Source organism: Aestuariivirga sp. (assembly GCF_047602625.1).
GTDB lineage: Bacteria > Pseudomonadota > Alphaproteobacteria > Rhizobiales > Aestuariivirgaceae > Aestuariivirga.
Genome location: NZ_JASGGV010000002.1, coordinates 1,050,938 through 1,072,047 on the forward strand (window position 1 = coordinate 1,050,938; position 21,110 = coordinate 1,072,047).

Annotated in this window: 19 protein-coding genes and 1 tRNA gene; 8 read left to right on the top strand and 12 right to left on the bottom strand. The window is 60.5% G+C overall.

Annotation, left to right across the window (positions count from 1 at the left end; translation table 11 throughout):
* Positions 1–28 precede the first annotated feature (28 nt).
* Positions 29–1,972 (bottom strand): acetate--CoA ligase, encoded by a 1,944-nt coding sequence (acs, locus tag QM694_RS10140; protein WP_415006817.1) that lies wholly within the window; start codon positions 1,970–1,972, stop codon positions 29–31.
* A 91-nt stretch (positions 1,973–2,063) separates the two neighbouring features.
* On the opposite strand from acs, the gene QM694_RS10145 reads away from it, so the two are divergent.
* Complete coding sequence (locus QM694_RS10145; protein WP_415006818.1) at positions 2,064–2,948, top strand: DMT family transporter; 885 nt, start codon at positions 2,064–2,066, stop codon at positions 2,946–2,948.
* Here QM694_RS10145 and QM694_RS10150 read toward each other — a convergent pair.
* Genes QM694_RS10150 through tsaD form a run of 5 tightly spaced genes read right to left on the bottom strand, consistent with a single transcriptional unit; the run spans position 2,911 to position 6,266 of the window.
* Positions 2,911–3,597, bottom strand: a complete 687-nt coding sequence (locus QM694_RS10150) for a class I SAM-dependent methyltransferase (RefSeq protein WP_415006819.1) — start codon at positions 3,595–3,597, stop codon at positions 2,911–2,913. The genes QM694_RS10145 and QM694_RS10150 overlap by 38 nt on opposite strands.
* On the bottom strand, positions 3,558–3,977 hold the full coding sequence (locus QM694_RS10155) for an EVE domain-containing protein (RefSeq protein ID WP_415006820.1): 420 nt from the start codon (positions 3,975–3,977) through the stop codon (positions 3,558–3,560). The genes QM694_RS10150 and QM694_RS10155 overlap by 40 nt, the downstream gene beginning before the upstream one ends.
* The gene (locus tag QM694_RS10160; RefSeq protein WP_415006821.1) at positions 3,977–4,267 is read right to left on the bottom strand and encodes a YciI family protein; all 291 of its coding nucleotides are present in this window, start codon (positions 4,265–4,267) and stop codon (positions 3,977–3,979) included. Before QM694_RS10160 ends, QM694_RS10155 begins: the two co-directional genes overlap by 1 nt.
* Before the next feature lie 2 nt (positions 4,268–4,269).
* Positions 4,270–5,175, bottom strand: a complete 906-nt coding sequence (locus QM694_RS10165) for an NAD(P)H-dependent glycerol-3-phosphate dehydrogenase (protein ID WP_415006822.1) — start codon at positions 5,173–5,175, stop codon at positions 4,270–4,272.
* Complete coding sequence (gene tsaD, locus QM694_RS10170; RefSeq protein WP_415006823.1) at positions 5,172–6,266, bottom strand: tRNA (adenosine(37)-N6)-threonylcarbamoyltransferase complex transferase subunit TsaD; 1,095 nt, start codon at positions 6,264–6,266, stop codon at positions 5,172–5,174. The genes QM694_RS10165 and tsaD overlap by 4 nt, the downstream gene beginning before the upstream one ends.
* A 66-nt stretch (positions 6,267–6,332) precedes the next feature.
* On the opposite strand from tsaD, the gene hemC reads away from it, so the two are divergent.
* The 6 genes from hemC (at position 6,333) to QM694_RS10200 (ending at position 11,672) form a co-directional block, all read left to right on the top strand.
* Entirely contained in the window at positions 6,333–7,253 is a 921-nt protein-coding gene (hemC, locus tag QM694_RS10175; RefSeq protein ID WP_415006824.1) for a hydroxymethylbilane synthase, read from the top strand.
* A complete protein-coding gene (locus tag QM694_RS10180) occupies positions 7,253–7,936 on the top strand; it encodes a uroporphyrinogen-III synthase (RefSeq protein ID WP_415006825.1) in 684 nt (227 codons plus the stop codon). The genes hemC and QM694_RS10180 overlap by 1 nt, the downstream gene beginning before the upstream one ends.
* Positions 7,937–7,960: 24 nt before the next feature.
* Positions 7,961–9,082 (top strand): COG4223 family protein, encoded by a 1,122-nt coding sequence (locus tag QM694_RS10185; RefSeq protein ID WP_415006826.1) that lies wholly within the window; start codon positions 7,961–7,963, stop codon positions 9,080–9,082.
* Positions 9,079–10,545, top strand: a complete 1,467-nt coding sequence (locus QM694_RS10190; RefSeq protein ID WP_415006827.1) for a heme biosynthesis protein HemY — start codon at positions 9,079–9,081, stop codon at positions 10,543–10,545. Before QM694_RS10185 ends, QM694_RS10190 begins: the two co-directional genes overlap by 4 nt.
* Positions 10,546–10,808: 263 nt before the next feature.
* A tRNA-Thr gene (locus QM694_RS10195) sits at positions 10,809–10,885 on the top strand.
* Positions 10,886–10,994: 109 nt separating this feature from the next.
* Positions 10,995–11,672 (top strand): helix-turn-helix domain-containing protein, encoded by a 678-nt coding sequence (locus QM694_RS10200; RefSeq protein WP_415006828.1) that lies wholly within the window; start codon positions 10,995–10,997, stop codon positions 11,670–11,672.
* Positions 11,673–11,686: 14 nt separating this feature from the next.
* On the opposite strand, the gene QM694_RS10205 is transcribed toward QM694_RS10200, so the two are convergent.
* Positions 11,687–12,046 (bottom strand): hypothetical protein, encoded by a 360-nt coding sequence (locus QM694_RS10205; protein ID WP_415006829.1) that lies wholly within the window; start codon positions 12,044–12,046, stop codon positions 11,687–11,689.
* A gap of 574 nt (positions 12,047–12,620) precedes the next feature.
* Between QM694_RS10205 and QM694_RS10210 the strand changes: the two genes are divergently transcribed.
* Positions 12,621–13,823, top strand: coding sequence for a restriction endonuclease (locus tag QM694_RS10210; protein WP_415006830.1), 1,203 nt, complete (start codon positions 12,621–12,623; stop codon positions 13,821–13,823).
* On the opposite strand, the gene QM694_RS10215 is transcribed toward QM694_RS10210, so the two are convergent.
* The 5 genes from QM694_RS10215 to QM694_RS10235 are packed head-to-tail and all read right to left on the bottom strand — an operon-like array spanning position 13,796 to position 21,110.
* A complete protein-coding gene (locus QM694_RS10215; RefSeq protein ID WP_415006831.1) occupies positions 13,796–15,880 on the bottom strand; it encodes an AIPR family protein in 2,085 nt (694 codons plus the stop codon). The genes QM694_RS10210 and QM694_RS10215 overlap by 28 nt on opposite strands.
* Positions 15,877–16,854: a PD-(D/E)XK motif protein gene (locus tag QM694_RS10220; RefSeq protein WP_415006832.1), complete on the bottom strand. Its 978-nt coding sequence runs from the start codon at positions 16,852–16,854 to the stop codon at positions 15,877–15,879. The genes QM694_RS10215 and QM694_RS10220 overlap by 4 nt, the downstream gene beginning before the upstream one ends.
* Positions 16,851–19,244 (bottom strand): Z1 domain-containing protein, encoded by a 2,394-nt coding sequence (locus tag QM694_RS10225; protein WP_415006833.1) that lies wholly within the window; start codon positions 19,242–19,244, stop codon positions 16,851–16,853. Before QM694_RS10225 ends, QM694_RS10220 begins: the two co-directional genes overlap by 4 nt.
* Positions 19,237–19,626, bottom strand: a complete 390-nt coding sequence (locus tag QM694_RS10230; RefSeq protein WP_415006834.1) for a hypothetical protein — start codon at positions 19,624–19,626, stop codon at positions 19,237–19,239. Before QM694_RS10230 ends, QM694_RS10225 begins: the two co-directional genes overlap by 8 nt.
* Positions 19,623–21,110, bottom strand: coding sequence for an ATP-binding protein (locus QM694_RS10235; RefSeq protein WP_415006835.1), 1,488 nt, complete (start codon positions 21,108–21,110; stop codon positions 19,623–19,625). The genes QM694_RS10230 and QM694_RS10235 overlap by 4 nt, the downstream gene beginning before the upstream one ends.

The following is a 21,110-nucleotide window of genomic DNA, read 5'->3' on the forward strand; positions in this document are numbered from 1 at the left end:
GCCACCGGCTCTGCCGGTGGCCTTTTCTTCAACTCCGCTTGTTCTGCCGATTGGCGATGAGATCATCCACTACGGTAGGATCATTCAGCGTCGACGTGTCTCCTAGCGAACCAAAATCATCTTCCGCGATCTTGCGCAGAATGCGCCGCATGATTTTGCCCGAGCGTGTCTTCGGCAATCCCGGCGCAAACTGGATTTTATCCGGTGTCGCCAGCGGGCCAATTTCCTTCCGCACATGCGCGACCAGGTCTTTCCGGAGTTCTTCGCTCCCCTGTTCGCCCGCCATCAACGAAACATAGCAATAAATGCCCTGCCCCTTGATATCATGCGGATAGCCGACCACCGCTGCTTCGGAGACATGCGGATGTGACACCAGCGCCGATTCGACTTCCGCCGTGCCGAGGCGATGCCCGGACACATTCAGCACGTCATCCACGCGCCCGGTGATCCAGTAATAGCCGTCCTTGTCCCGGCGGCATCCATCGCCGGTAAAATACATGCCCTTGTAAGCAGAAAAATAAGTCTGCACGAAGCGGTCATGATCGCCATAGACGGTGCGCATCTGGCCCGGCCAGGAATCGAGAATCACCAGATTGCCAGTCGCTTCCCCCTCCAGGAACTCACCCTTGTCATCGACAAGCGCCGGCTGGCAGCCAAAGAATGGCCGCGTTGCCGAACCGGGCTTGAGCTTGGTGGCGCCGGGCAGCGGGGAAATCAAAATGCCACCCGTCTCCGTCTGCCACCACGTGTCAACGATCGGGCAGCGGTTGTCACCGACAACGCGGTGATACCATTCCCACGCTTCCGGGTTGATCGGTTCGCCCACTGAACCCAGCAGCTTCAGCGAGGCGCGGGACGTCTTGTTCACCGGTTCCTCACCTGCGCCCATCAGTGCACGGATGGCCGTGGGAGCGGTGTAGAAGATGTTGACCTTGTGCTTGTCGATCACCTCCCAGAACCGCGAGTTGCTGGGATAGTTGGGAACGCCCTCGAACATCAAGGTCGTGGCGCCATTGGCGAGCGGGCCATAGACGATATAGCTGTGGCCGGTGACCCAGCCCACATCCGCCGTGCACCAGTAAACATCCCCATCGTGATAATCGAAGACATATTGATGCGTCATCGACGCATAAACCAGATAGCCGCCCGTGGTATGAAGCACGCCCTTCGGCTTGCCCGTGGAGCCTGACGTATAAAGAATGAACAGCGGGTCTTCCGCCTTCATCTTCTCGGGCTTGCAGGTGGCGGGCACCGATTTCGCTTCGTCGTGATACCAGACGTCACGGCCGGGAGCCATCATCACGGCTCCACCGGTGCGCCGCACAACGACGACTTTCTCGTTGCCCGCGCAACGCTTCAGCGCCTCGTCCGTATTCGCCTTGAGCGGTATTTTCCTGCCTCCGCGCAAGCCTTCATCGGCAGTTATGATGAGCTTTGAATTTGCATCATTGATGCGGCCTGCCAGTGAGTCGGGCGAGAAGCCGCCGAAAACGATCGAGTGAACCGCACCGATCCGCGTGCACGCCAGCATGGCATAGGCCGCCTCGGGGATCATCGGCAGATAGATGGTGACGCAATCGCCTTTCTTGACGCCGTTCTTCTTCAGCACATTGGCGAAGCGGCAGACATTTTCATAAAGCTCGTTGTAGGTGATTTTCTTGTCGTAATAGGGATCATCGCCTTCCCAGATGATCGCCACCTGATCGCCGCGCTTCTTCAGATGCCGGTCGATGCAGTTGTAGGAGACGTTGAGAATCCCGTCCTCGTACCATTTGATTGACACTTTGGGGTAAGCGAAGCTGGCATTCTTGATTTTTTTCGGGGTTTTGAACCAGTCCAGCCGCTTGGCCTGCTTGCCCCAGAACTTCTCCGGGTCCTTCACCGACTCGGCATACATCTTCCGGTAGCCTGCATCATCGACATAGGCTTTCTTTTTCCAGGCCGCGGGAACGGGATAGATTTTCTCGGACATGGACTGCTTCCTCCCAAATGTGCCGGTTATGACGGGTGACTTTGGCGTCAATTCTATAGCCTCAGACACGGGTTCTGTCTAAGAGGCCATCATGCCGCGCCACCTCCTCTATTTTATCGCCCTGGGATTGTTCTGGGGCCTGTCGCCCTCGCTCTACCGGGCGATGGGCGAGGAACATGTGCCGATCACCCATGTCATTGCCTATTCGGGCACCGGCGTGGGGCTGGCTCTGGTGGCTGTCGGGCTGCTCAGCGGCGGGCGCGTCGACACCAGCCGGCAAATGATTCTCTATGGGCTCGGCTGCTCCGTTCTGATGAATGTTCCCTTTGGCCTCGGCCTGATCTACGCCCGCCATGTGCCGACCACCGAACTGGCGCTGATCATGTCCACAGCGCCCTTTTTCAACTATGCGGTTGCGCTGATCACTGGCCGCGAGGATGCCGCACCGCGGCGGCTTCTGGCCGTTGCGCTGGGCTTCCTTGCCAGTGCGCTGCTGATCGTGACGCGCCAGGGCACCCTTACCGGCCATCTGTCCTGGTGGATGGTGGCGGCCTTCTCAAGCCCCATACTCTATTGCGCCTACAACACATTCTCCGCCCGCTTCTGGCCGCGCGGCGCCGATACGCTGTCAATCGGCGCATGGGAATCGATCTGGGCTGCCGTGCTGATGATTCCCTTTCTGCTGTTCGTGCAGCCGCCCTGGGGGCCGGACGTGCCGCATCTCCTCGCCTACTGGAGCGTGTTGGTGGCCACTGTAATGTGGATCGTCGAACGCATCGCCTATTTCACGCTGATCCGCGACAAGGGCGCCGTTTACACCGTTCAGGCCGTTTATCTGGCAACGCCGGCGGCGGTGATTTTTGCCGCGATCTTCTACGGCGGCGGCAGCGACGGCTGGATCTGGGTGTCGCTGGCCATCCTGATGGGCGCGCTCTATCTCAACAATTCCGGATCGACCAAACCGCGGACCGCTTGATTTCCGCGTCTTCGAGATCGCGCGTCACCGGCACGTTGTATTCGGCAATCTTTTCCAGCTTCTCACGCGGTAGATAGCTGCGGCCGGGGTCGCCGATCAAGGCACCGACGCCGCGCTGCTGGGCCTCGTTCAGCCACGCGAACACCCGTCCGGCAAGCGATTGCTCGTAAAACAGATCGCCAACAAGAATGACATCAAAGCCCAAGAGCGGCTGTTTCAGGAGATCGCCGCCTGTGGCTTGAACCACAACCGAATTGTGCGCGGCGTTGAGTTCAATCGCCTTCACGGCGAAGGCGTCGATATCCGCGGCGACGACAGACCGTGCGCCTGCCTTCATCGCCGCGATACCAACGAGGCCCGAGCCCGATGCAAGGTCGAGAACGCGCTTTCCCCGCACAAACTCCGGATGATCGAGGACATAGCGCGCCAGTGCTTGCCCGCCCGCCCAGGCAAAGGCCCAGAACGGCGGCGGCAATCCGATCTCGCCCAGTTCCTCTTCGGTCTTTTGCCAGAGCGGCACCGATTCATGCGCGAGGTGCAGCATGATTTCCGGCACCAGCGGCGGCGCGAGGAGAGAGGTGTTGGCGCGGATGAACGCCGCGTGATCAATCACCCCTTGACGCCGCCCAGCGCGCGCACCGTTTTCCATTCGGCGTCCGTCACCGGCTGCACGGAAAGGCGCGAGTTCTTGACCAGCACCATATCCGCCAGCCGCTTGTCGGCCTTGATCGTATCAAGGCTGACAGGATTGGGCACATCCTCAACCGCGCGGATATCCACGCATTCCCACGTATCGGCATCGGCGGTCGAATCCCTGTGCGCCGTCTTGATCACCGCAACGATGCCGACGACGGCCTTGCCTTCATTGGAATGATAGAAGAACCCCGTGTCGCCGATTTTCATGGCCCGCATGAAATTCCGCGCTTGGTAGTTGCGCACGCCTGTCCACTCCGTGCCCTTTGCCCCAGCCTTCTTCTGCTGATCCCAAGACCAGGCGTCGGGCTCGGATTTGAACAGCCAGTGCGCCATTACTTTGTCTCCGGATTTCCGAAGGTCCATTTCCATGCGCGCACCTCGACGGATGCGAACAGGCCTTCTTTCGTATAAGGATCGGCGGCAGCGATCTTTTCCGCCGCGGCGCGGCTTTCAGCATCAACAACGACGAGGCTGCCAATCGGCGAACCCTCATCATTTGTGAAAGGCCCCGCGAGTTTGAGCTTGGGGCCCAATTCTTCAAGATGCTTGAGGTGATCGGGGCGCACCTTCATGCGGAGGTCGACACTGTTGGGCTTGTCGGTGCAGATGAAGGCAAAGAGCATGGTTAGTCCTTTCGATGTTCGGCCCCCGCGGGCCTTGCCAGAAGCTGGGCGATTTCATCCTCGGGTTTGGCGCCGCCGTCAACAATGGCATGAACGGCCACAACAATCGGCATGTCCACGCCATGCGTCAATGCCAGGCGGTGTGCGACCTTCACCGTGGCAGCGCCCTCGACCACCCCGCGCGAGCGCGCCAGCGCATCTGCAACGCTTGCGCCTTCGCCCAGCGCCCGGCCAAATGCGTAGTTGCGCGATTGCGGGCTGGAGCAGGTGAGCAGGAGATCGCCCAAACCTGAAAGGCCTGTAAGCGTTTCAGGTCTGGCGCCCAGCCGCCGCCCAAATCGCGTCAGTTCCGCAAACCCCCGCGTGGTCAGGGCGGCGCGCGCGCTGTCGCCAAGCTTTCGGCCATCGGAAATTCCGCAGGCAATGGCCAGCACATTCTTGAGCGCCCCGCCGATCTCGACACCTTTTACGTCATCGCTGCTGTAAATGCGGAAGGAGGCAAGGCTGAGGCTCTGCGCCCATTGGTGCGTTTCTTCGGCCTGAGACCCCGCCAAAACCACGGCTGTCGGCAGGCCCTTCAGCACATCGGCAGCAAAACTGGGGCCGGACAGGACCATCGCCCTGGCTCCGGGCGAAACGTCTTCCACCACCTCGTTCATGAACAGGCCTGACGTCTGCTCGATGCCCTTGGCGCTGATGATGAGCGGCACGGAAGGCGAAAGGCCCGGCGTGATAATCTGCAACACCTCACGCACGGCTTGTGCCGGAACGGCAAGGATCACCGCGCCGCAGCCGCTAAGGGCAGACGGACTTTCCCCGCGCGCCCAGAAGCGCACCGCGTGACCGGCATTCTCGGCCACAAAGCCCAGCGCCTTGCCCCATGCTCCAGCACCCGCAATGCCGATCACGCCTTGGCTCCAAGCTTGCCCGCCCCATAAACAGGCGCTTGCGTGGCATCAAGCGGCCAGCGCGCCCGCGCCGCAACGCTCAAATCATCGACAAGGCCGAGCGCCAGCCGCTCTGCCCCCGCCCAGGCGATCATGGCACCATTGTCCGTGCACAGTGCGGCAGGCGGAACGATCAGGCGAAAACCATGATCGGCCGCCGATTGCGCGAATACCGATTTGAGCGTGGCATTGGCCGCCACACCACCCGCCACGATGAGAGCGGGCGAAACGGCATCGGGATGCATCTCCCGAAACGCCTCCATGGCGCGGGCCAGCCGGTCGCGCATCGTATCGGCCACCGCGGCCTCGAAGCTCGCGCACACGTCAGCCACATCCCGCGGCGTGAGCGTGTGAAGGCCTATCACCGCCTCGCGCACGGCCGTCTTGAGTCCAGAGAAGGAAAAATTGCAATCCCTTCGGCCTTTGAGGGGACGCGGAAAATCGAACCGGACGGGATTGCCGTTGCGCGCCGCGATCTCGACTTGCGGCCCGCCCGGATAGCCAAGGCCCACCAGCTTCGCCACCTTGTCGAACGCTTCACCCAGCGCATCATCGATGGTGCTGCCGAGCCGGCGATAGCGCCCGACACCTTCCACCACCTGAAACTGCGTATGCCCACCGGAAATGAGCAGAAGCAGATAGGGAAAAGCGCAAGGCTCCAGAAGGCGTGGCGTCAGCGCGTGGCCTTCGAGATGATTGACGGCCAGCAGGGGCTTTCCCTCCGCCAGCGCAATGGCCTTGGCCGTCGTCAGGCCGACGATGACACCTCCAAGAAGGCCCGGCCCCGCTGTCGCGGCAATGCCATCCAGATCCTTGAAGGCGAGGCCTGCCTCTGCCATCGCCTGCGCGATAAGCCTGTCTAGCACCGTGACATGCGCCCGCGCCGCGATTTCCGGCACCACGCCGCCATAGGGGGCATGCTCCTTCAACTGCGAGCGGACCACATTGGACAGCATCGTGCCGCTGCCATCGGCATTCCGCCGCACCACCGCCGCTGCCGTTTCGTCGCAGGAGGTTTCGATGCCGAGAATATGGGTGGCCGTGCTTGCCATCGGAAGGTGACGTTGCCTCGCAACCGGTCTAAGGAGGGGCACGCTCTACCATTTGACGGACATGCCTTGCAAACACCCCGCCTGAAAATCGGCACCCGCGGCTCCCCCCTCGCCCTCTGGCAGGCGGAGGAAACCCGCCGCAGCCTTATCGCCGCGCATGGATTTGGAGAAGACGAGATCGCCGTGGTTCCGATTACCACGACGGGCGACCGCATCCGCGATAGGCCATTGGCCGAGATCGGCGGCAAGGGGCTGTTTACGAAGGAGATCGAAGAAGCGCTGCTGTCGGGCGAAATCCACATGGCCGTGCATTCTATGAAGGATATGCCGGCAGCCTTGCCAGACGGACTTGAGATTGCCGCTCTTTTACCCCGCGAAGATGCGCGTGATGCCTTTTTGAGCCCGAGGGCCATGAGCCTGAAAGACTTGCCGGAAGGCGCGGTGATCGGTTCATCCTCGGTCCGGCGCTCCGCACAGGCGCTGAGGCTCCGGCCAGACCTGAAAGTGGTGCAGTTTCGGGGCAATGTCGAAACGCGCCTTCGCAAGCTGGCGGAAGGTGTAGCGGATGCGACGTTTCTTGCCGCCGCTGGTCTTAACCGGCTGGGGCACAGCGGCAAGATCACCGCTCTCATGGATGAGGACGAAATGCTGCCCGCCGTGGCGCAGGGCGCCATCGGCATCGAGATCAGAAGCGATGACGCGGCAACCCGCGCGCTGCTGGCCGCCATCACCCATCACGAAACCGAAATCGCCATTGCGTGCGAACGTGCGTTTCTCGCGGCCCTCGATGGCTCCTGCCGGACGCCGTTGGCCGGCCATGCGAGGCTGGTGCAGGGCATGTTGTACTTTCGCGGCCACGCCCTCACCGCCGATGGCCGCCAGTGTTTCGAGACAACGCGCGAAGGTGCGCCCGCAGATGCCGCCCGCATGGGGCGCGAGGCGGGCGAGGAAGTGAAGCGCGACGGCGGCGCGGCCATCGCCTTCTAATGCGCGTGATCGTCACAAGGCCCGGCGATGATGGCGCGCGGCTTGCGGCGAAACTGACGGCCCTTGGCCACACCCCCATCCTGAGCCCTCTGATGACCATTATGCCGCTCAGGAATGTTCCGATTCCGCCGCGCCCCTGGCAAGCCATCGCCGCCACCAGCGCCAACGCCATCCGCGCGCTGGGAGAAGCGGGATCGCTGGCACATATCCCTATTCTCACAGTCGGCCCGCAATCGGAAGCCGCAGCGAAGGCTGCGGGATTTGAATCAACCTCGGCCCACGGCGGCGATGTCTCGGGCCTTGCGGCGCATATCCGCGCCACAATGAGTTCTGAAGCTGGCCCTGTTCTCTATCTCTCGGGCGCGGAAACCTCGGGCGATCTCGAAGGCCGCCTGCACGCGGGTGGCTTCGATTGCACGCGCGTCATTCTCTACGACGCGGTCCCGGCAACAAGCCTGGGCGCCGCCGCGCAGGTGCTATCCAGTCTGCATGATCTTGCAGTGATGCTTTATTCACCCCGCACCGCGCGCATCTGGGCGTCACTGGCACAACCTCATAATCCGGCAAAGGTGATGCATCTCTGCCTCTCGTCAAATGTTGCCGCCGTCTTGCCACAGCACTGGGCAAAGAGAATTGCCGCAACGCCCACGGAAGACGCTATGCTGGCGCTGCTTGAACCCTGATCCCGAACCCGGTAGCCCTTGCGCATGACCACTGAAACCAATGACAGCAACGATCCGGTGAAACCCCAGGTGATCGACCTGGATGCAACTGATGTGACGCCGGACATCGCGCCGAAAGAGGAAAGCGCACCGCCCCCTCCTCCGCCGCCGCCGAAAAAGCGCGCCGCATCGGGCAGCAGCCGCTGGATCATCGCCGCCCTCGTGCTGGGCTTGATCCTGGGAGCCTGGCTGTTCCGCACGTTCCTCTCATCCTATTTTCCCTCCAGCGAAATGACCGCACTTTCCGATCGTGTCTCGACGCTGGAGGCCACTTCCAAGACGCAGGGCAACCAGCTGGCCGCCGTGAGCAGCGCCACGGATGAAGCAAAAGCCACCGCCTCATCCCTCGATGCGGCGGTGAAGGATGCGGCCTCACAATCCGCTGCGGCGCAATCGGCATTGGCCGGGATTGACCAGCGCCTGACAGCGCTCAAAGGCGATGTTGACGGTTTGAAAAAAACCATTGCCGCCGCCGGAACAGGCGGCGGTGGCGATCCTGCGGCACTCGCCGCTCTTTCACAGCGCCTCGATGCGCTGGAAAAACAGGTCAACGATTTCAAGACTGGCGGCGTAACGCCTGCAACCGCTGCCGACGTCAGCAACCTGCGCCAGTCACTCTCCGATATTCAGGCCAAGATCGCCGCCGGAGCGCCGTATCGCAGCGAACTCGATGCGATCCTTCGTGTTGTGCCGTCGGTTGGCGCCGATGAGGTGCTGATGGCCAATGCCGATCAGGGCCTGCCGAATGCCAAAGGCCTCGCAGAGGAATTGCGCAAGGCCATTCCAACTCTCCCACAGCCCGACAAGCCCACGCCGGAAAGTGATGGCTGGTTTGACGGCTTCTGGAATGCCTTGTCGATGATCGTGACGGTGCGCGATGTCGGTGAAACCGATTGGCCGACCGTCGCAGGGCAAGTGGCGCAAGAAGCAGAACAGGGAAATCTGACGCCGGCCATTTCCATCATCGATGCGGCCGAAGGTTCGCTTCCACAGCCGATTGCGGCGTGGCGCACCCGCGCTGCATCGCGGATCAAGCTTGAAGCTTCGGCTGTGGCGATGGCCAAGGCAGTAGGGCTGGTGATTGCTGCCAAAGGCGGCGGCCAATGATCCGCCTCATCTTCCGCTTCGCCGTGATTGCGGCCCTTGCCGCAGGTTTTGCATGGCTTGCCGATCATCCCGGCTCCGTCACCATCGTCTGGAAGGGCAAGGAGATCAGAACCTCGCTGGCTGCTGCCGTGGGCCTTGCCGCCGGGGCGATGATCATCCTGCTCTTTCTGTGGAATCTCCTGCGCCGCCTGTGGCGCAGCCCGCGCAGCATGGGCGACTATCTGCGCTACCGCAAGAATCGCAAAGGCTATGAGTCGCTGTCACGCGGCATCATTGCGGCGGGCGCGGGCGATGCCTCTTCAGCGGCAAAACACGCAGCTTATGCGGGCAACGCGCTGGCCGATGAACCGCTGGTCAATGTGCTGGCAGCGCAGGCCGCCCAGTTGAAAGGCGACCGCACGGGTGTAAAACGCATTTTCGAGGCGATGACCAAATCGCCTGACACCGAAGTGCTGGGCCTGCGCGGCCTTTTCGCGGAAGCCCGGCAGGCCGGAGATATTCCTGCCGCGCGCGGCTATGCCGAACGTGCCCTGGCGCTCAACCCGCGCCTCGCATGGGCCTCGGGCGCCATCCTGCATTTGCAATCCATGGCGCGCGACTGGCCAGGCGCAGCCGCGACACTCGCGCAGCAAATCAAATCAGGAACCGCCACTGGCGAAGAGGCAAACCGCAAGCACGCGGCAATGCTCGCAGCCGACGCTCTGGGCGCGGAAGACACCGACCCCGCGAAAGCTCTGGACCGTGCAGTCAAGGCCCACAAGCTTGATCCGGCGCTCGTCCCCGCCAGCCTCGTGGCAGCGCGCGTCCATATCGCCCAGGGCTCGCCCCGCAAGGCACAGCGCGTGCTGCGCGAAACCTGGGCGCTTTCGCCTCATCCCGATCTCGCTGCGGTTCTGGCGCGCCTCAAACCCGGCGACGGGCCGGAGGCCCGTTTTGAACGCGTGCGCGATCTGGTGCAGGAAAGTGATGGCGGCATTGAAGGCGCTGTGGCTTTGGCCCGCGCCGCCGTGCCGGCCCAGCGCTGGGATGTGGCGCGCAAGGCGCTTGAACCCTATATGGCGGATCGGCCGCAGGCCCGCATCTGCGCCCTGATGGCTGATATCGAAGAGGCGTCGGGCGACAAGGGCCGGGCCCGCGAATGGCTGGCCCGCGCGATCTCCGCCCCACGCGATCCCATCTGGGTATCGGACGGCGTGGCGAGCCCGCGCTGGACGCCCGTATCTCCGGTCTCCGGGGAAATCGTGCCCTGCCTTTGGAAACAACCTTTCGAGATGCTGCCAGAGGAGCACACGAGCGTAGCCGCGGTTCCTGCCGTCACAGTGCCGGGCACCGCATCAACAAAGCCCATCACAACGCCGGTACGCCCCATCGCGCTCACCCGCCCGCCCGACGATCCGGGCCTTCCCGACGGCGACGGCACGCCCGAATCCGCCGCCCGCCGCAGCCTCGCGACAGACGATTGAAATCGGACGCGAAACCGTCTATCGCCTGTCCCGTCGCCGCTTTAGCTCAGTTGGTAGAGCACATCATTCGTAAGCAGTAGATCGCTTATCTTTGTGATGAGCGGACCAAAAGGTACGAAAATGCGGGCAAAAGCCCGCCCGGCTTGAGTCTTTGGGGTCTGGGACCCGAGCCGGAAGTTAAGTTTTTGAGGCCTCGGCGATAAGGCTTTCGCGCCGCCGGTTGCAAACCGGCTGCAAGTCTGAAACAAGGGCATTTGCCTTGGGCCGCCTTAGCTCAGTCGGTAGAGCACCGCATTCGTAATGCGGGGGTCGCGTGTTCGAAGTCACGCAGGCGGCACCAGAAATCTCCGGTCCATACCGGGCAGATAGGTTACATTTTATACCGGAGACATAGGTTACACTTTTTTGCCTTTCGGGAGGCCGCCATGCCTTGGAAGGAGTGTAACATTATGGACGAACGCGTGAAGTTCATCGCCCGTTTTCTGGAGGGCGATAAGGTTGCGAGGCTGGCTGATGAATTCAGCGCCTCGCGCAAGACAGCTTACAAGATCATTGATCGTTATGAGGAGACCGGCTTTCAGGGACTGACGGACCGGAGCTGCAGGCCGTATCGCCACGCCAACCAGTTGCCCCTCCAGATCGGCACGCTGATTGTGAGGCTGAAGCAGGAGAAGCCGACATGGGGTGCGCCGAAGATCGCGGAGCCTTTGGCGAGACGGTATCCTGATGTACATCGGCCAGCGATCTCGACCATCCATGCCGTTCTTGACCGAAGGGGTCTGGTGAAGCACCGCAAGGGCCGAAAGAACAAGGCGGTTGGAACAGTTCGCCAAGCCCTCCCCGGCATGGCGATGGCGGCAGCATTGTCGGCAGCCCCCCTCGCCGCCATCCTCTTCCCTGATACACTGCGGCGGCTTTGCATCATCCGCGGCAACGACACGGCAGTCGACGGCACACGGGACAGCCTGATCGAACGGGCGAACGCCGTCGGCATCGATGCGATCGTGCTCTCGCCCACGCTCGGATACTTCAACGAGGATCTCCGACAGTTCGGCACGGATGCACTCCGTGCCAGTCTGCGGGGGCAGCTTGCCCCGCAGGACATTGCCCGGTTCATGGTCCAATGACGGAGAAGACCGAGTTATTTGGCCTTTTTCTGGGTCCAATCATCGACGTGCAGCAGCACGGCGGCATCGCCGTCGTCGTTCCAGATGGCCGAGTCGAGGTTCCAGTAGAACCGATGCTTCGTACCCCCGCCGTCGAGAGGTTCACTTGCGTTCTTGCCCTTACCGGTACGCAGGACGACGGCATCGCCTTTCTTAACCTTCTTGTCCGGAAACCAGTATACGTGCCGCAACTTGTTGGAGATTTTATCGTCTTGAGTATAGGTGCTGTCGGCGAGCATATATTTTCCGACATCGCAGTCGTTTTCGACTGTCAGGTAGACGTATTCCTCGCTGGCATCACCGTGTCCGCTGATGTTGTTGATTTTCAAATCCACTTAGCTTCCTCCGCTGTTTGATTTCCCTTCACGGGAAGATATGTGGTGATGACACGCTATGCTGGCAAGTCTTCGTCCTGCATAAGCGCGGCGACCGCATAAGCTCCTTTCGGCCCGAGAGCCTTCAGGAGTTTTGCCTTCGGCGGCGGCCAGAATGGACGCGACGACGAAGAGCGTCGTCGCCCATGCGTAGAAATCGAGACCGCCGATGTCGGCCATGACGGCGTGACGGTGATCGCCATGTACATGTTGGCGGCAAGCAGAACGACGCCGCCCACCAGCGCCGTGCCGTCGCATATCGCGTCGCGTCATGACGCTGCGCGCACGAAGCAGTGACGGCGGAGCGTCAGCAATTGCGTTGGCCTTCAGGGCTGCGACGTGGGACCGACCGTAGACGAGACCGGTTAAAAGCAGCAGTCGCAGGAGCGTTAGAATAGCGCCGCCCATAGAGCGGGACGCGGGACCGACTGCCCCCAGCGAGGAACACCGCATGCCAAGCAGGGGCGGAATTTGTCGCTATGACTCAAGGATTTATGTAGGATGGTCCCTGCAGCAGGCATGCAGAGGAGGCGCCTTGAAGATCATACGCGTAGATCAGTTACAGACAGCCGACCTTCACGTCGATGCCTGCTACCAAGGACGACGCTTCGGTAATGCGGGGGATGATCCGTTGCCGAAGCTGATGCGCGTCGACAGCCAGGGCGGATTTCGCTACCGAGGCAAGGTCAGGGGCAAACTGGAGATACTCGTCCTGACGACTAGCATGAACGATTCGGACTGGCCTGACGCACTAGACCCTGAGACCGGGATTTTCACCTACTACGGCGACAACAAGAAGCCAGGTCGAGACCTTCATGATACCGGTCGAGACGGCAACCTAATCCTTAAGACGATCTTCGAAGATTCGAGGTCCGGAGCCGAGGGTAGACGCAACGTCCCTCCTGTCTTCCTCTTTTCGAGCGTCGGCGTCGCTCGCGATGTGAGATTTCTCGGCCTTGCGGTGCCCGGCGCGAGTGATCTCGACGCATCTGAGGAACTGGTAGCGATATGGCGCACGGTAAAAGGCCAAAGGTTTCAGAACTACCGCGCGCGCTTTACCGTCCTCGATGAGGCGCGGATGTCACGTAGCTGGATCGACAGCATCATAGCAGGCGCGCCCGATCATTCTCTTGCACCCGAGGCGTGGAAGAACTGGCGAAGGACCGGCCGACGCAAACCGCTGAGAGCCGCGCGAACTCTTGAATATCGCAGTCGCGCGGAACAGCTGCCGAAAGACCTCGAAGGGCAGGCAATGATCGAGGCTATCAGGACGCACTTCAAAGGACGCCCGCATGCCTTCGAGCATTGTGCGGCAGGACTGGCGCGTCTGATGATCCCGGATATCGCGGGAATGGATGTTACCCGCCCCTCACGCGATGGCGGACGTGACGCTGTTGGACTCCTCCGGGTCGGCTCCGGCCCGAGCAGCATCCTCGTGGACTTTGCTCTGGAAGCGAAGTGTTACACTCCTCCGACCGCGGTTGGCGTCAAGGACATGTCTCGTCTGATTTCCCGCCTTCGGCACCGACAATTCGGAGTGATCGTCACAACGTCCTGTGTCGATCTTCAGGCGTACAAGGAAATCAAGGAGGATCAGCACCCCATACTTGTTATCGCTGCGCAGGATATCGTGGAGCTTCTGCGCCGGAATGGTCCCGGCAGTCTGGAAACCGTTCAGAAGTGGCTAACCGAAGAGTTTCCCGTTGGCGATCAGGCCGAGTCGTCTCCGGTCGAGTGAGCACCCAAACCGGCATTGACAAGGCCCGCTCGTTCGACCGCAAGAGCAGCCTCCAGCGCATGCTTCGCCTGTTTCACCGAGGGCTTTCTTTCCCACCCTCCGACGGCGTACCCGGCAAGCGTGCTGCAGATGCCAGCCACCTTCCAATGAATCGTGTTCGTCTTCTTGCCGCGTTCAGCTATCTCCAGCCAGACCGCGCCCGATATCTGCATGCACCGTGCAATGCGTTCATAGTCGGCAACAGAGTGACCGCCGCCTCCCACTGGCATCATGGGACCGTCGCCCTGCGCCATGGAGTATGAGAATTCCGGTGGCAGGGGATCGCTCAATTCAGGCAACCGCCCCTGGATGTCCTTCCAGCAGTCGGCCTTCTTGAACCATTCGCTCGGATTGAGCTGCCCAGCAGATTCGCGAAGCAGCCTGTCGAGTTTCGGAGCCCAGTCCGCAATCAGTTCCTCAAGTTGCGGACTGATCGCCTGCTTCGCCCATAACTGGTCGAAATCTATCCGGCCGCCCGTTCTGTGTGATATGGCGGCAACCACATACGCCGTGATCTGCGCACCATAAGCAGGGAACTTCATGCTTTTGATCTTCTTCTCGGCAGCTCGGTAGAAGAGCGCGATGGCGATCAGGCGCTTGAACCATATCTGATCAGGCGGTACTGGCGGTTCGTCCTTCAGCCGCTGCATGAAGCTCTGAAAGTTTTTCTGACCACCCAGGCATACCTTGTCCGGCAGACCGGACCAAGCACTGAGGTACCGTGCGACATCCAGCTTGCTTAGACGCCGCTGTTTGGGAGTCTGCTGGCGGAAGGTCTTTTCGTCGGTCTTCCGATAGGCGGCCTTATGCTCGGCTGCGAGATATGATCCTCGTGCCCTCTCGTAGAACCAGCGCCCTTTGCCGGTGTCCAGCCACGTAGTGTTGGCGAGCGTTTCGATCTGCTGATGAAACGGATCGTTAGCAGAAAAATCAGCCAACTGGACAGGATTTTGCCGGTTTGCAGCACGCGAGATGGAGGACACCATCTCGCTGAGGTCCGCACCACCGACCTTGATGATCTTTACCGGCACAGCAACATGATCAAGGCTCAGGGCGTCCTTGCGTCTGGCGCGGTGCAAAGAGGCGGTTGTTTGCCCCCCATTGACGATTTGCAATCCCTTCAAGGAGCGTATCTCTAGGCTGCCCGCCGCGTTCTCTTCAACGTCGAGTTCGTCGACGGTAGCGACAATGCCGTTGTTGAAGGCCAGGAACATCGACGGCCGTTCTGCGATCGTCCGCCGCAGCTCCGCATTGACGCTCTTGCGGCCTTGGAGACCGAGAAATGCCCGAACATTCAATTCGAGAAGACGAACGCCATAGCGCTCGTAGACTTGGGCGAGCGCGGCGCCCGGAAGCACGGTCAGGTATGCATCATAATCGTCGTCTTGCGCGGGGACATGGAGGCACGCAAGCCCCTTGCCGATCAGGGCAACGAGATCGACAGAGATATCGGATCTCGTTTCGCCTTCGCCGAGTATCCGGAAAAGCCTGACAACATCATACATCTCGAATTCGACAGGCTTTCCGCGCCATTCGGTGGGCGGATTGATGTTGCCGACGATCCCGTCCGTTAGGAGAACAATGCGGATGGCGGCAAGTTCGCCTGCATTGGTCTCAATCAACCGAGCGAGGTCGCTTGCATCGGTGTTTGCAGGTTCCAGCTGGGACGCAAGTCCATCAACGCAGGCGCTGGCGAAACGCAGAGCACGTTCCAGCGCCTTTGTCGCGTCGGGTCCAGGAATCTTGCTGGCAGGCAGATCGCCGGAATAGATCGTGGTGAACAGATCAAGACGCGAGCGTTCCTCGTCAAACGCGTAACCGTCGATACGGTAGGCAGCGTTTCGTACGCGGCCCTCCTGATATAATGGAAACGTCGTGTCGAAGTGCCCCGCCTCCTCTAGGCGCTCCAGGATCAGGCGGGTGAACACCTCTTGTGAGAAGGGTGCATCCGAGGAAATGCCCTCCTCTACTTCTGCGACCATTTCCTGGGAAAAGGCGGCTATAGCTTCTTCCATCATGCAGCGCCCCCTTGAACAAACGCTGCAATGACTGAGCTCGATTGTTCGCTGAACGAGGCTAATGCCCGTATATCAAGTGTATAGCTCAACTCAATGATGGCGACCGGAAGTTCTGCGCGGACCAAGCGAGGAAAGCCCTCGGAGATTGCATAGGCATCCAGCATTCGTTCCTGGACTCGCGGCGTGGAACGCGCTGCCTCATCATCGGGCATGAGGCCACGGCGAAGAAGCGCATTCTCGAAGGCGCGGCGAGCCGCTTCGTCCTGCAACAGCCTTGTGACATCGGCCACAACATCCTGCAGAGACCTACCATCAGGCGCTTCAATCAACCTGACATGCAGAAGATCGAGCCGGTTAAGGCCGGTTGTGTCCAGCTGGTCCAGTCTGGAAATGGTAATAGCAGCGGCCGGGCCAACACCAGTCTTGATCTCCAGAGCGTGGCCGCCAATGACGAAGTCATGCAACCCGTCATTTGGGGAGTTCCATGAATCGAGGCGGGTGGCATTGGCTGCCAGCACGCGTTCAAGGACAAGCAGTTCGCCGATGAGGCCAACGGTATCCGAGCGTGACAGCCCACTGCGCCGATCGCGCAGAAACTGTCTCCAGGCATCCAGGCGTGCAAGAAAATGATTGAGTGCCTCCGCTCTGCGGGCCGAAGCTGCTGCCGACATGACATCCGCGCAGATAGTACCAAAGAGGTCGCGTCGCCCGCTGTCCTCCAGCGACAGGACGAGAAACGTGCCTGCCTGATCCGCTACAGTGCTCAATCGCATGCCACCAAGCTCGAATAGAGCTTCCGGCGCGGGAGTAGTGCGGAGCATTAGGCAGGGAGCGGCGTCGGTTGCTCGCATGCCTGCCAGGATGTCGAGGGAAACTTTCGTGGAAATGAGTCTTGTGCGGTACTGTCGCGCGACCGGCTCGGTCTGCGCGAGTTCATTCCAGGCGTCATTGAGAGCATCCAGCCAGAGGGTCATGACTCCTCGCGCTGCTGAACGCTGTTGATCAGGAACACGCGCTTGTCAGCGGCGTCGCTATCAGGGAAGCTGACAACGACGCTGATAACGGGACGAGCCGTCTCCTCTACTTTGGCTTCATCCGGATCAATCGGATAGACGATCAAAAGGCCGTTCTGAGGCCGCGAGCCGCGGGCTTTTCGGACGAACTCGCCGGACGGCACGTCCGTTGGCCCTTTACTTCGAGCCGCTCTTTCCCTGTTCGTCCGAGCCACGGCGTCAGAGAATTCGTCGTCAGTGAGATCGATGGCTTGGTCCAGAGGACTGAGCGTGGTGCCAATGATAAATCTGTCTTCCGGAAGGGCTCGGCCATTGCGGGGCTCTCTCGGTTTGCGCATAACGCACTTTCGCTTCCGGCCAGCAATATCGACCTCTTTTCTGTCACCAGTGGCGAGGAACACCGTCCAGTGCGTCAGCTCCGCCGGATTCATGGCGAGCTGATCGTTGATGTAGGCAGCGAGCTTGCTGCCATCGACTTGCACGCTCTCGGCGGGGAACGTCAGGTTCTTCAGATATTCAGAGACTCTCGTACCTGGCACGTTTGACCAGATGGTGCCATCAGCATTCTTGCCGCCCGACCCCGGCCGCTCGGGGCGGTCTGTACCTGCGCCAAGCCCGCGCAGAAAATCATCTGTCACATCAGCATTGCGCTCGATGGTCTGACGATCCCGGAACATGACCGTCTGCACCTTGCCTTCCCCAGCATAGCTGCTCTGGCGGAGCTCAGCATGGCGCTGCTTGTTCCTGGCGGTTACCTCCAAAATGTCATGAACGGCAACCTTCAGCCCGAATTCCTTGGGCGTGGCATTGGTCAGGCTCATCTCGAAGAACTGCGCGCGCAGTTCCTTCTGCGCGGTTGCAACGTAGCGGAACCAGTCTTCCATGTCGGGCGTCGTGTAGAGGCGGCAAAGATCGGCAAACCCGCGGCGATAGCCGAACCAGCGTCCCATCTGCAGGAGGCTGTCGTACTGACGCGACAACCGGAGGAAGTAGCTGACGGAAAGCCCTTCAAGGGTAAGGCCACGAGACAGCTTGTCGCCGCCTACGGCGATCAGGGAAAGGCCGGTCTCCTTGTAGGGATCATACTCGATATCCGTCTTGTTCTTTCCATTCGCTGTGATCACCTGAATCTTGTCGGAGCTTTCAGGAAGGCTGGCCGCAACCTGGTCCCAGGTCACGCCGACCGTATTCCGGCCGAACACCGTATTGGCTACGGTGTCGGTTGTCGGCACATAGTCGGATTCCCAAAGCTTTCTCAGGCGATCTGTCGTCTCCCGATCGCCATTGGAAATCATCGCGCGCGTTTCATTCAGGTATTTCTCTACCTGCCGATGAACCTCGATATGAACATCCACGAAGCGCGAGACATGTACGAGCATGGAATTGTGCGCGGGGCTCTGTCCCCTCGCCGCCCGGGCGGCACAGGTCAGCAGAAACGCATCGATGGCCCTTTCAAGGCTAGCCGGGACGACATCCTGCCCTTGGCAGCGAGGTCTCAGGTATTTGTTGTGCTTCTCCGGAATCCAGTCCTCGCCGATCTGGTCGAGCGGTCGGACAAGCGGCAGGCCAGAATTGTCGGCATCATCGTTCGTGCCAAAGACAGCTGCCGGACCGAAGTAGTCGTCTGGTGGAGTCAGCGAGACGATGAAGGTCGATGGAAAGAGGTCAGGTCCGTACTCTTTCGCTTTCCTCTCGTCATGAATGAAAATGTTCGCGAAAGGCGTCGCGGTGTAGCCGACATAGACGCGGCGATCGAATGACATGAGCAGGCGCCTGATCTCGCCATTCACTCGCTTTGGATCATAGTCCTCTTCAAACGTACCATCCTCAAGAAGGGGCTGATCGCCCGTATCAACGGATGCCTGATCGGACTCATCATCAACGACCAGAACAGGCGCTGCCTTTGCCGGAGCAGGTAGGCGGGCGATCCAGTTATTCAGGTTCTCCAGAACTTTCGCGTTCTTCTTGATGACAAATACGCAGGGCTGGCTGATAGGATGGAAGTTTGCTTGGTCCGCGACCTTCTGGCTGAAGTCGCCATTCGGGTCGGCCATCGTGAGGCTGTCCACGACTAGCTGCGGATTGAAGTTACCTACACCTATGATGCGAAGTGGTTGATTGGGCTGACGCGTCTTCGGGTTCGTGTCATAGCCAAGAAAATCCTGGTCGAAGCGTTTCTGCGTCTGGAGGCGCAATATCTTGTGCATGCCAGCCAGAACGATGATGATGCGGTAGCCCGCATCCGCAGCACGGTTCACGACACCGGCATAGCTTGCGGTCTTTCCTGACTGGACATCGCCCACAACAAGGCCACGCCAATCCCAGCGGCCCGGTCGCTCGGGATCATCCATGACCTCCAGGATTCTCGCGGTGCTGTCCTGAAGCTGGCGGATGGATCTCTGAGGGCCATCCGTCCTCCTCCAGCTTATAGAGGTAGCGCTGCATGAAAGCGCCGGGCTGACGGCGTTCTCCGACATACCAGGGCGCAGGCCGCTCCTTGTCCTGAAGCGCCAGCGCTTCACCATGCTCGGTCACGAAGATGGTCCAGAGCATGCGCGTAGCGGCTTTGATCTGGTCAGCGCTTATGGTCTGCTTTGTTGCGAGACCGAGTATCGGCGCATCAAGTTCCACGATCTTTGCAATGGCCTCAGGCGTGATCTGTTCGCCAGCGTCCTTTTGCATCTGCAGAATTTTTCTTGCCCGCAGGGCGAGCGCATCTACGACGTCTGTCATTTTTGCCCGCCGAGTTTTCGCAAAAGCGCAGTTCGCAGCTTGGTCAGATCTCCTGGAAGATTGAGGAGAAGAGAGTCGGCGCGCTGATCAAGAGTCATGTTGTCCGGAAGAGCCTTTCCAAGCTCACAGAGCTGATCACTCAGCTGAGCGATTTCATCGGTTTCGAGCTCGGGGACTTCGGCGCCTTCGGATTCTGATACATCAAGCCAGATGCGTTCGACAGGAACGCTCCGCTCGATGATGGAGAGGACAGCGTTCAATGAGCGCTGGCCGCCCGTTTCGCGGCATGCAACGATCACCGGATGATCCCGGTTTATTCTGTACTGAATGCCTTTAGCACCCTGGGTCGCCAGCCAGACCGCGGGAGCAGTATTCGGCGCGCCACGCAATCGAGGTCCCTGATCCCGAAACGCGAAGACCTCGCGCGCCTCCTGTCGGCAGCGGCCCGCTATGTCGGTCAGCCGCGCTCGGAGCGCACCTGGCGGGCGGGCCTGTGACTTGCGCACGTCAATGCGCCAGTCGCGGTCTAATCCTGTCGGCAGATCCACCATGATGCGCGCTAACCGGCTTGCTTCGTCACGCGTCCAGGTACGAACCCCGCCGAGGCCGAGCCAGCTGCCTGCAACAAGAAGGCGTTTTCCGCGGTACACATAGAAGCCCTGCCTTGCTCCCCAGCCGCCGGGTCCGCCTGCCGTCTCATATTCGGCTTCATTGGCGAAGCGATCGCGATGCGGCAGGACGTAAGGCTTAACAGTGAAAGAAGCACTGGCGTGCCGGAGGCGCTCTGAAGGCATTTCCCGCGTGGCGGGATGTGCCGTCTGGAATGGCTCCCAGCCTTTGACAGGCCGCCCATTGAGGCTGATCGCAAGGCGTGTCGCGTCGCCGTTCAGGAATCGATGAAAGACCATTCCGAGATGAGCACGAAGCTCCTCGAGTCGAAGGAAGAAGGATTCCTTTGGAAGGCCTGTCAGGCCACTCATGGAATCCATTCTGTCGATCAGAACGACGGTCCCGCCTTCCGCTGCCACGACGCGATCCACGTAGGGATGGGCGGGAAGCTGATCGGGTATCTCCGCTACCCAGCCATTGTCCTTGACGACATCGACATCAAGAACGAGCGTCGAGGTAATGCCTTCCCGGCGCGTCACCACCGTCAGCCGCTGACCCTGGGAAAGCGATGCGGTTTTCAAGCCGAGGCCGAAGCGACCAAGGTCGTCGTCCTGACGCTCCGCGGACGGTCCCTTGCCTCCCAGTTGTATGGCCGAAACCAGAGTTTCGTGATCCATGCCACGCCCATCATCGAACACCGCAGCAACAGGATTGCCGTCGTTCCATTGAACATCCAATTCAATCTGGCGGGCCGAAGCAGCGATCGAGTTATCAACAAGGTCGGCTAGAGCCGTTTCAGGCGAATAGCCGAGCCCTCTCAGGGAATCGACCAGAGCTGATGCGGGCGGATGGATCGGAACGGTCCTCGGGGGCAT

Excerpts from the sequence above, each read along its gene's own strand:
- tsaD (WP_415006823.1), bottom strand. The coding sequence starts at position 6,266 with ATGGCAAGCACGGCCACCCATATTCTCGGCATCGAAACCTCCTGCGAC.
- QM694_RS10215 (WP_415006831.1), bottom strand. The coding sequence starts at position 15,880 with ATGATGGAAGAAGCTATAGCCGCCTTTTCCCAGGAAATGGTCGCAGAA.
- QM694_RS10225 (WP_415006833.1), bottom strand. The coding sequence starts at position 19,244 with ATGGATGATCCCGAGCGACCGGGCCGCTGGGATTGGCGTGGCCTTGTT.
- QM694_RS10220 (WP_415006832.1), bottom strand. The coding sequence starts at position 16,854 with ATGACCCTCTGGCTGGATGCTCTCAATGACGCCTGGAATGAACTCGCG.
- acs (WP_415006817.1), bottom strand. The coding sequence starts at position 1,972 with ATGTCCGAGAAAATCTATCCCGTTCCCGCGGCCTGGAAAAAGAAAGCC.
- QM694_RS10180 (WP_415006825.1), top strand. The coding sequence starts at position 7,253 with ATGCGCGTGATCGTCACAAGGCCCGGCGATGATGGCGCGCGGCTTGCG.
- QM694_RS10155 (WP_415006820.1), bottom strand. The coding sequence starts at position 3,977 with ATGGCGCACTGGCTGTTCAAATCCGAGCCCGACGCCTGGTCTTGGGAT.
- QM694_RS10230 (WP_415006834.1), bottom strand. The coding sequence starts at position 19,626 with ATGACAGACGTCGTAGATGCGCTCGCCCTGCGGGCAAGAAAAATTCTG.
- QM694_RS10145 (WP_415006818.1), top strand. The coding sequence starts at position 2,064 with ATGCCGCGCCACCTCCTCTATTTTATCGCCCTGGGATTGTTCTGGGGC.
- QM694_RS10160 (WP_415006821.1), bottom strand. The coding sequence starts at position 4,267 with ATGCTCTTTGCCTTCATCTGCACCGACAAGCCCAACAGTGTCGACCTC.
- QM694_RS10200 (WP_415006828.1), top strand. The coding sequence starts at position 10,995 with ATGGACGAACGCGTGAAGTTCATCGCCCGTTTTCTGGAGGGCGATAAG.
- QM694_RS10235 (WP_415006835.1), bottom strand. The coding sequence starts at position 21,110 with ATGCCCCCGAGGACCGTTCCGATCCATCCGCCCGCATCAGCTCTGGTC.
- QM694_RS10150 (WP_415006819.1), bottom strand. The coding sequence starts at position 3,597 with ATGGAAAACGGTGCGCGCGCTGGGCGGCGTCAAGGGGTGATTGATCAC.
- QM694_RS10185 (WP_415006826.1), top strand. The coding sequence starts at position 7,961 with ATGACCACTGAAACCAATGACAGCAACGATCCGGTGAAACCCCAGGTG.
- QM694_RS10190 (WP_415006827.1), top strand. The coding sequence starts at position 9,079 with ATGATCCGCCTCATCTTCCGCTTCGCCGTGATTGCGGCCCTTGCCGCA.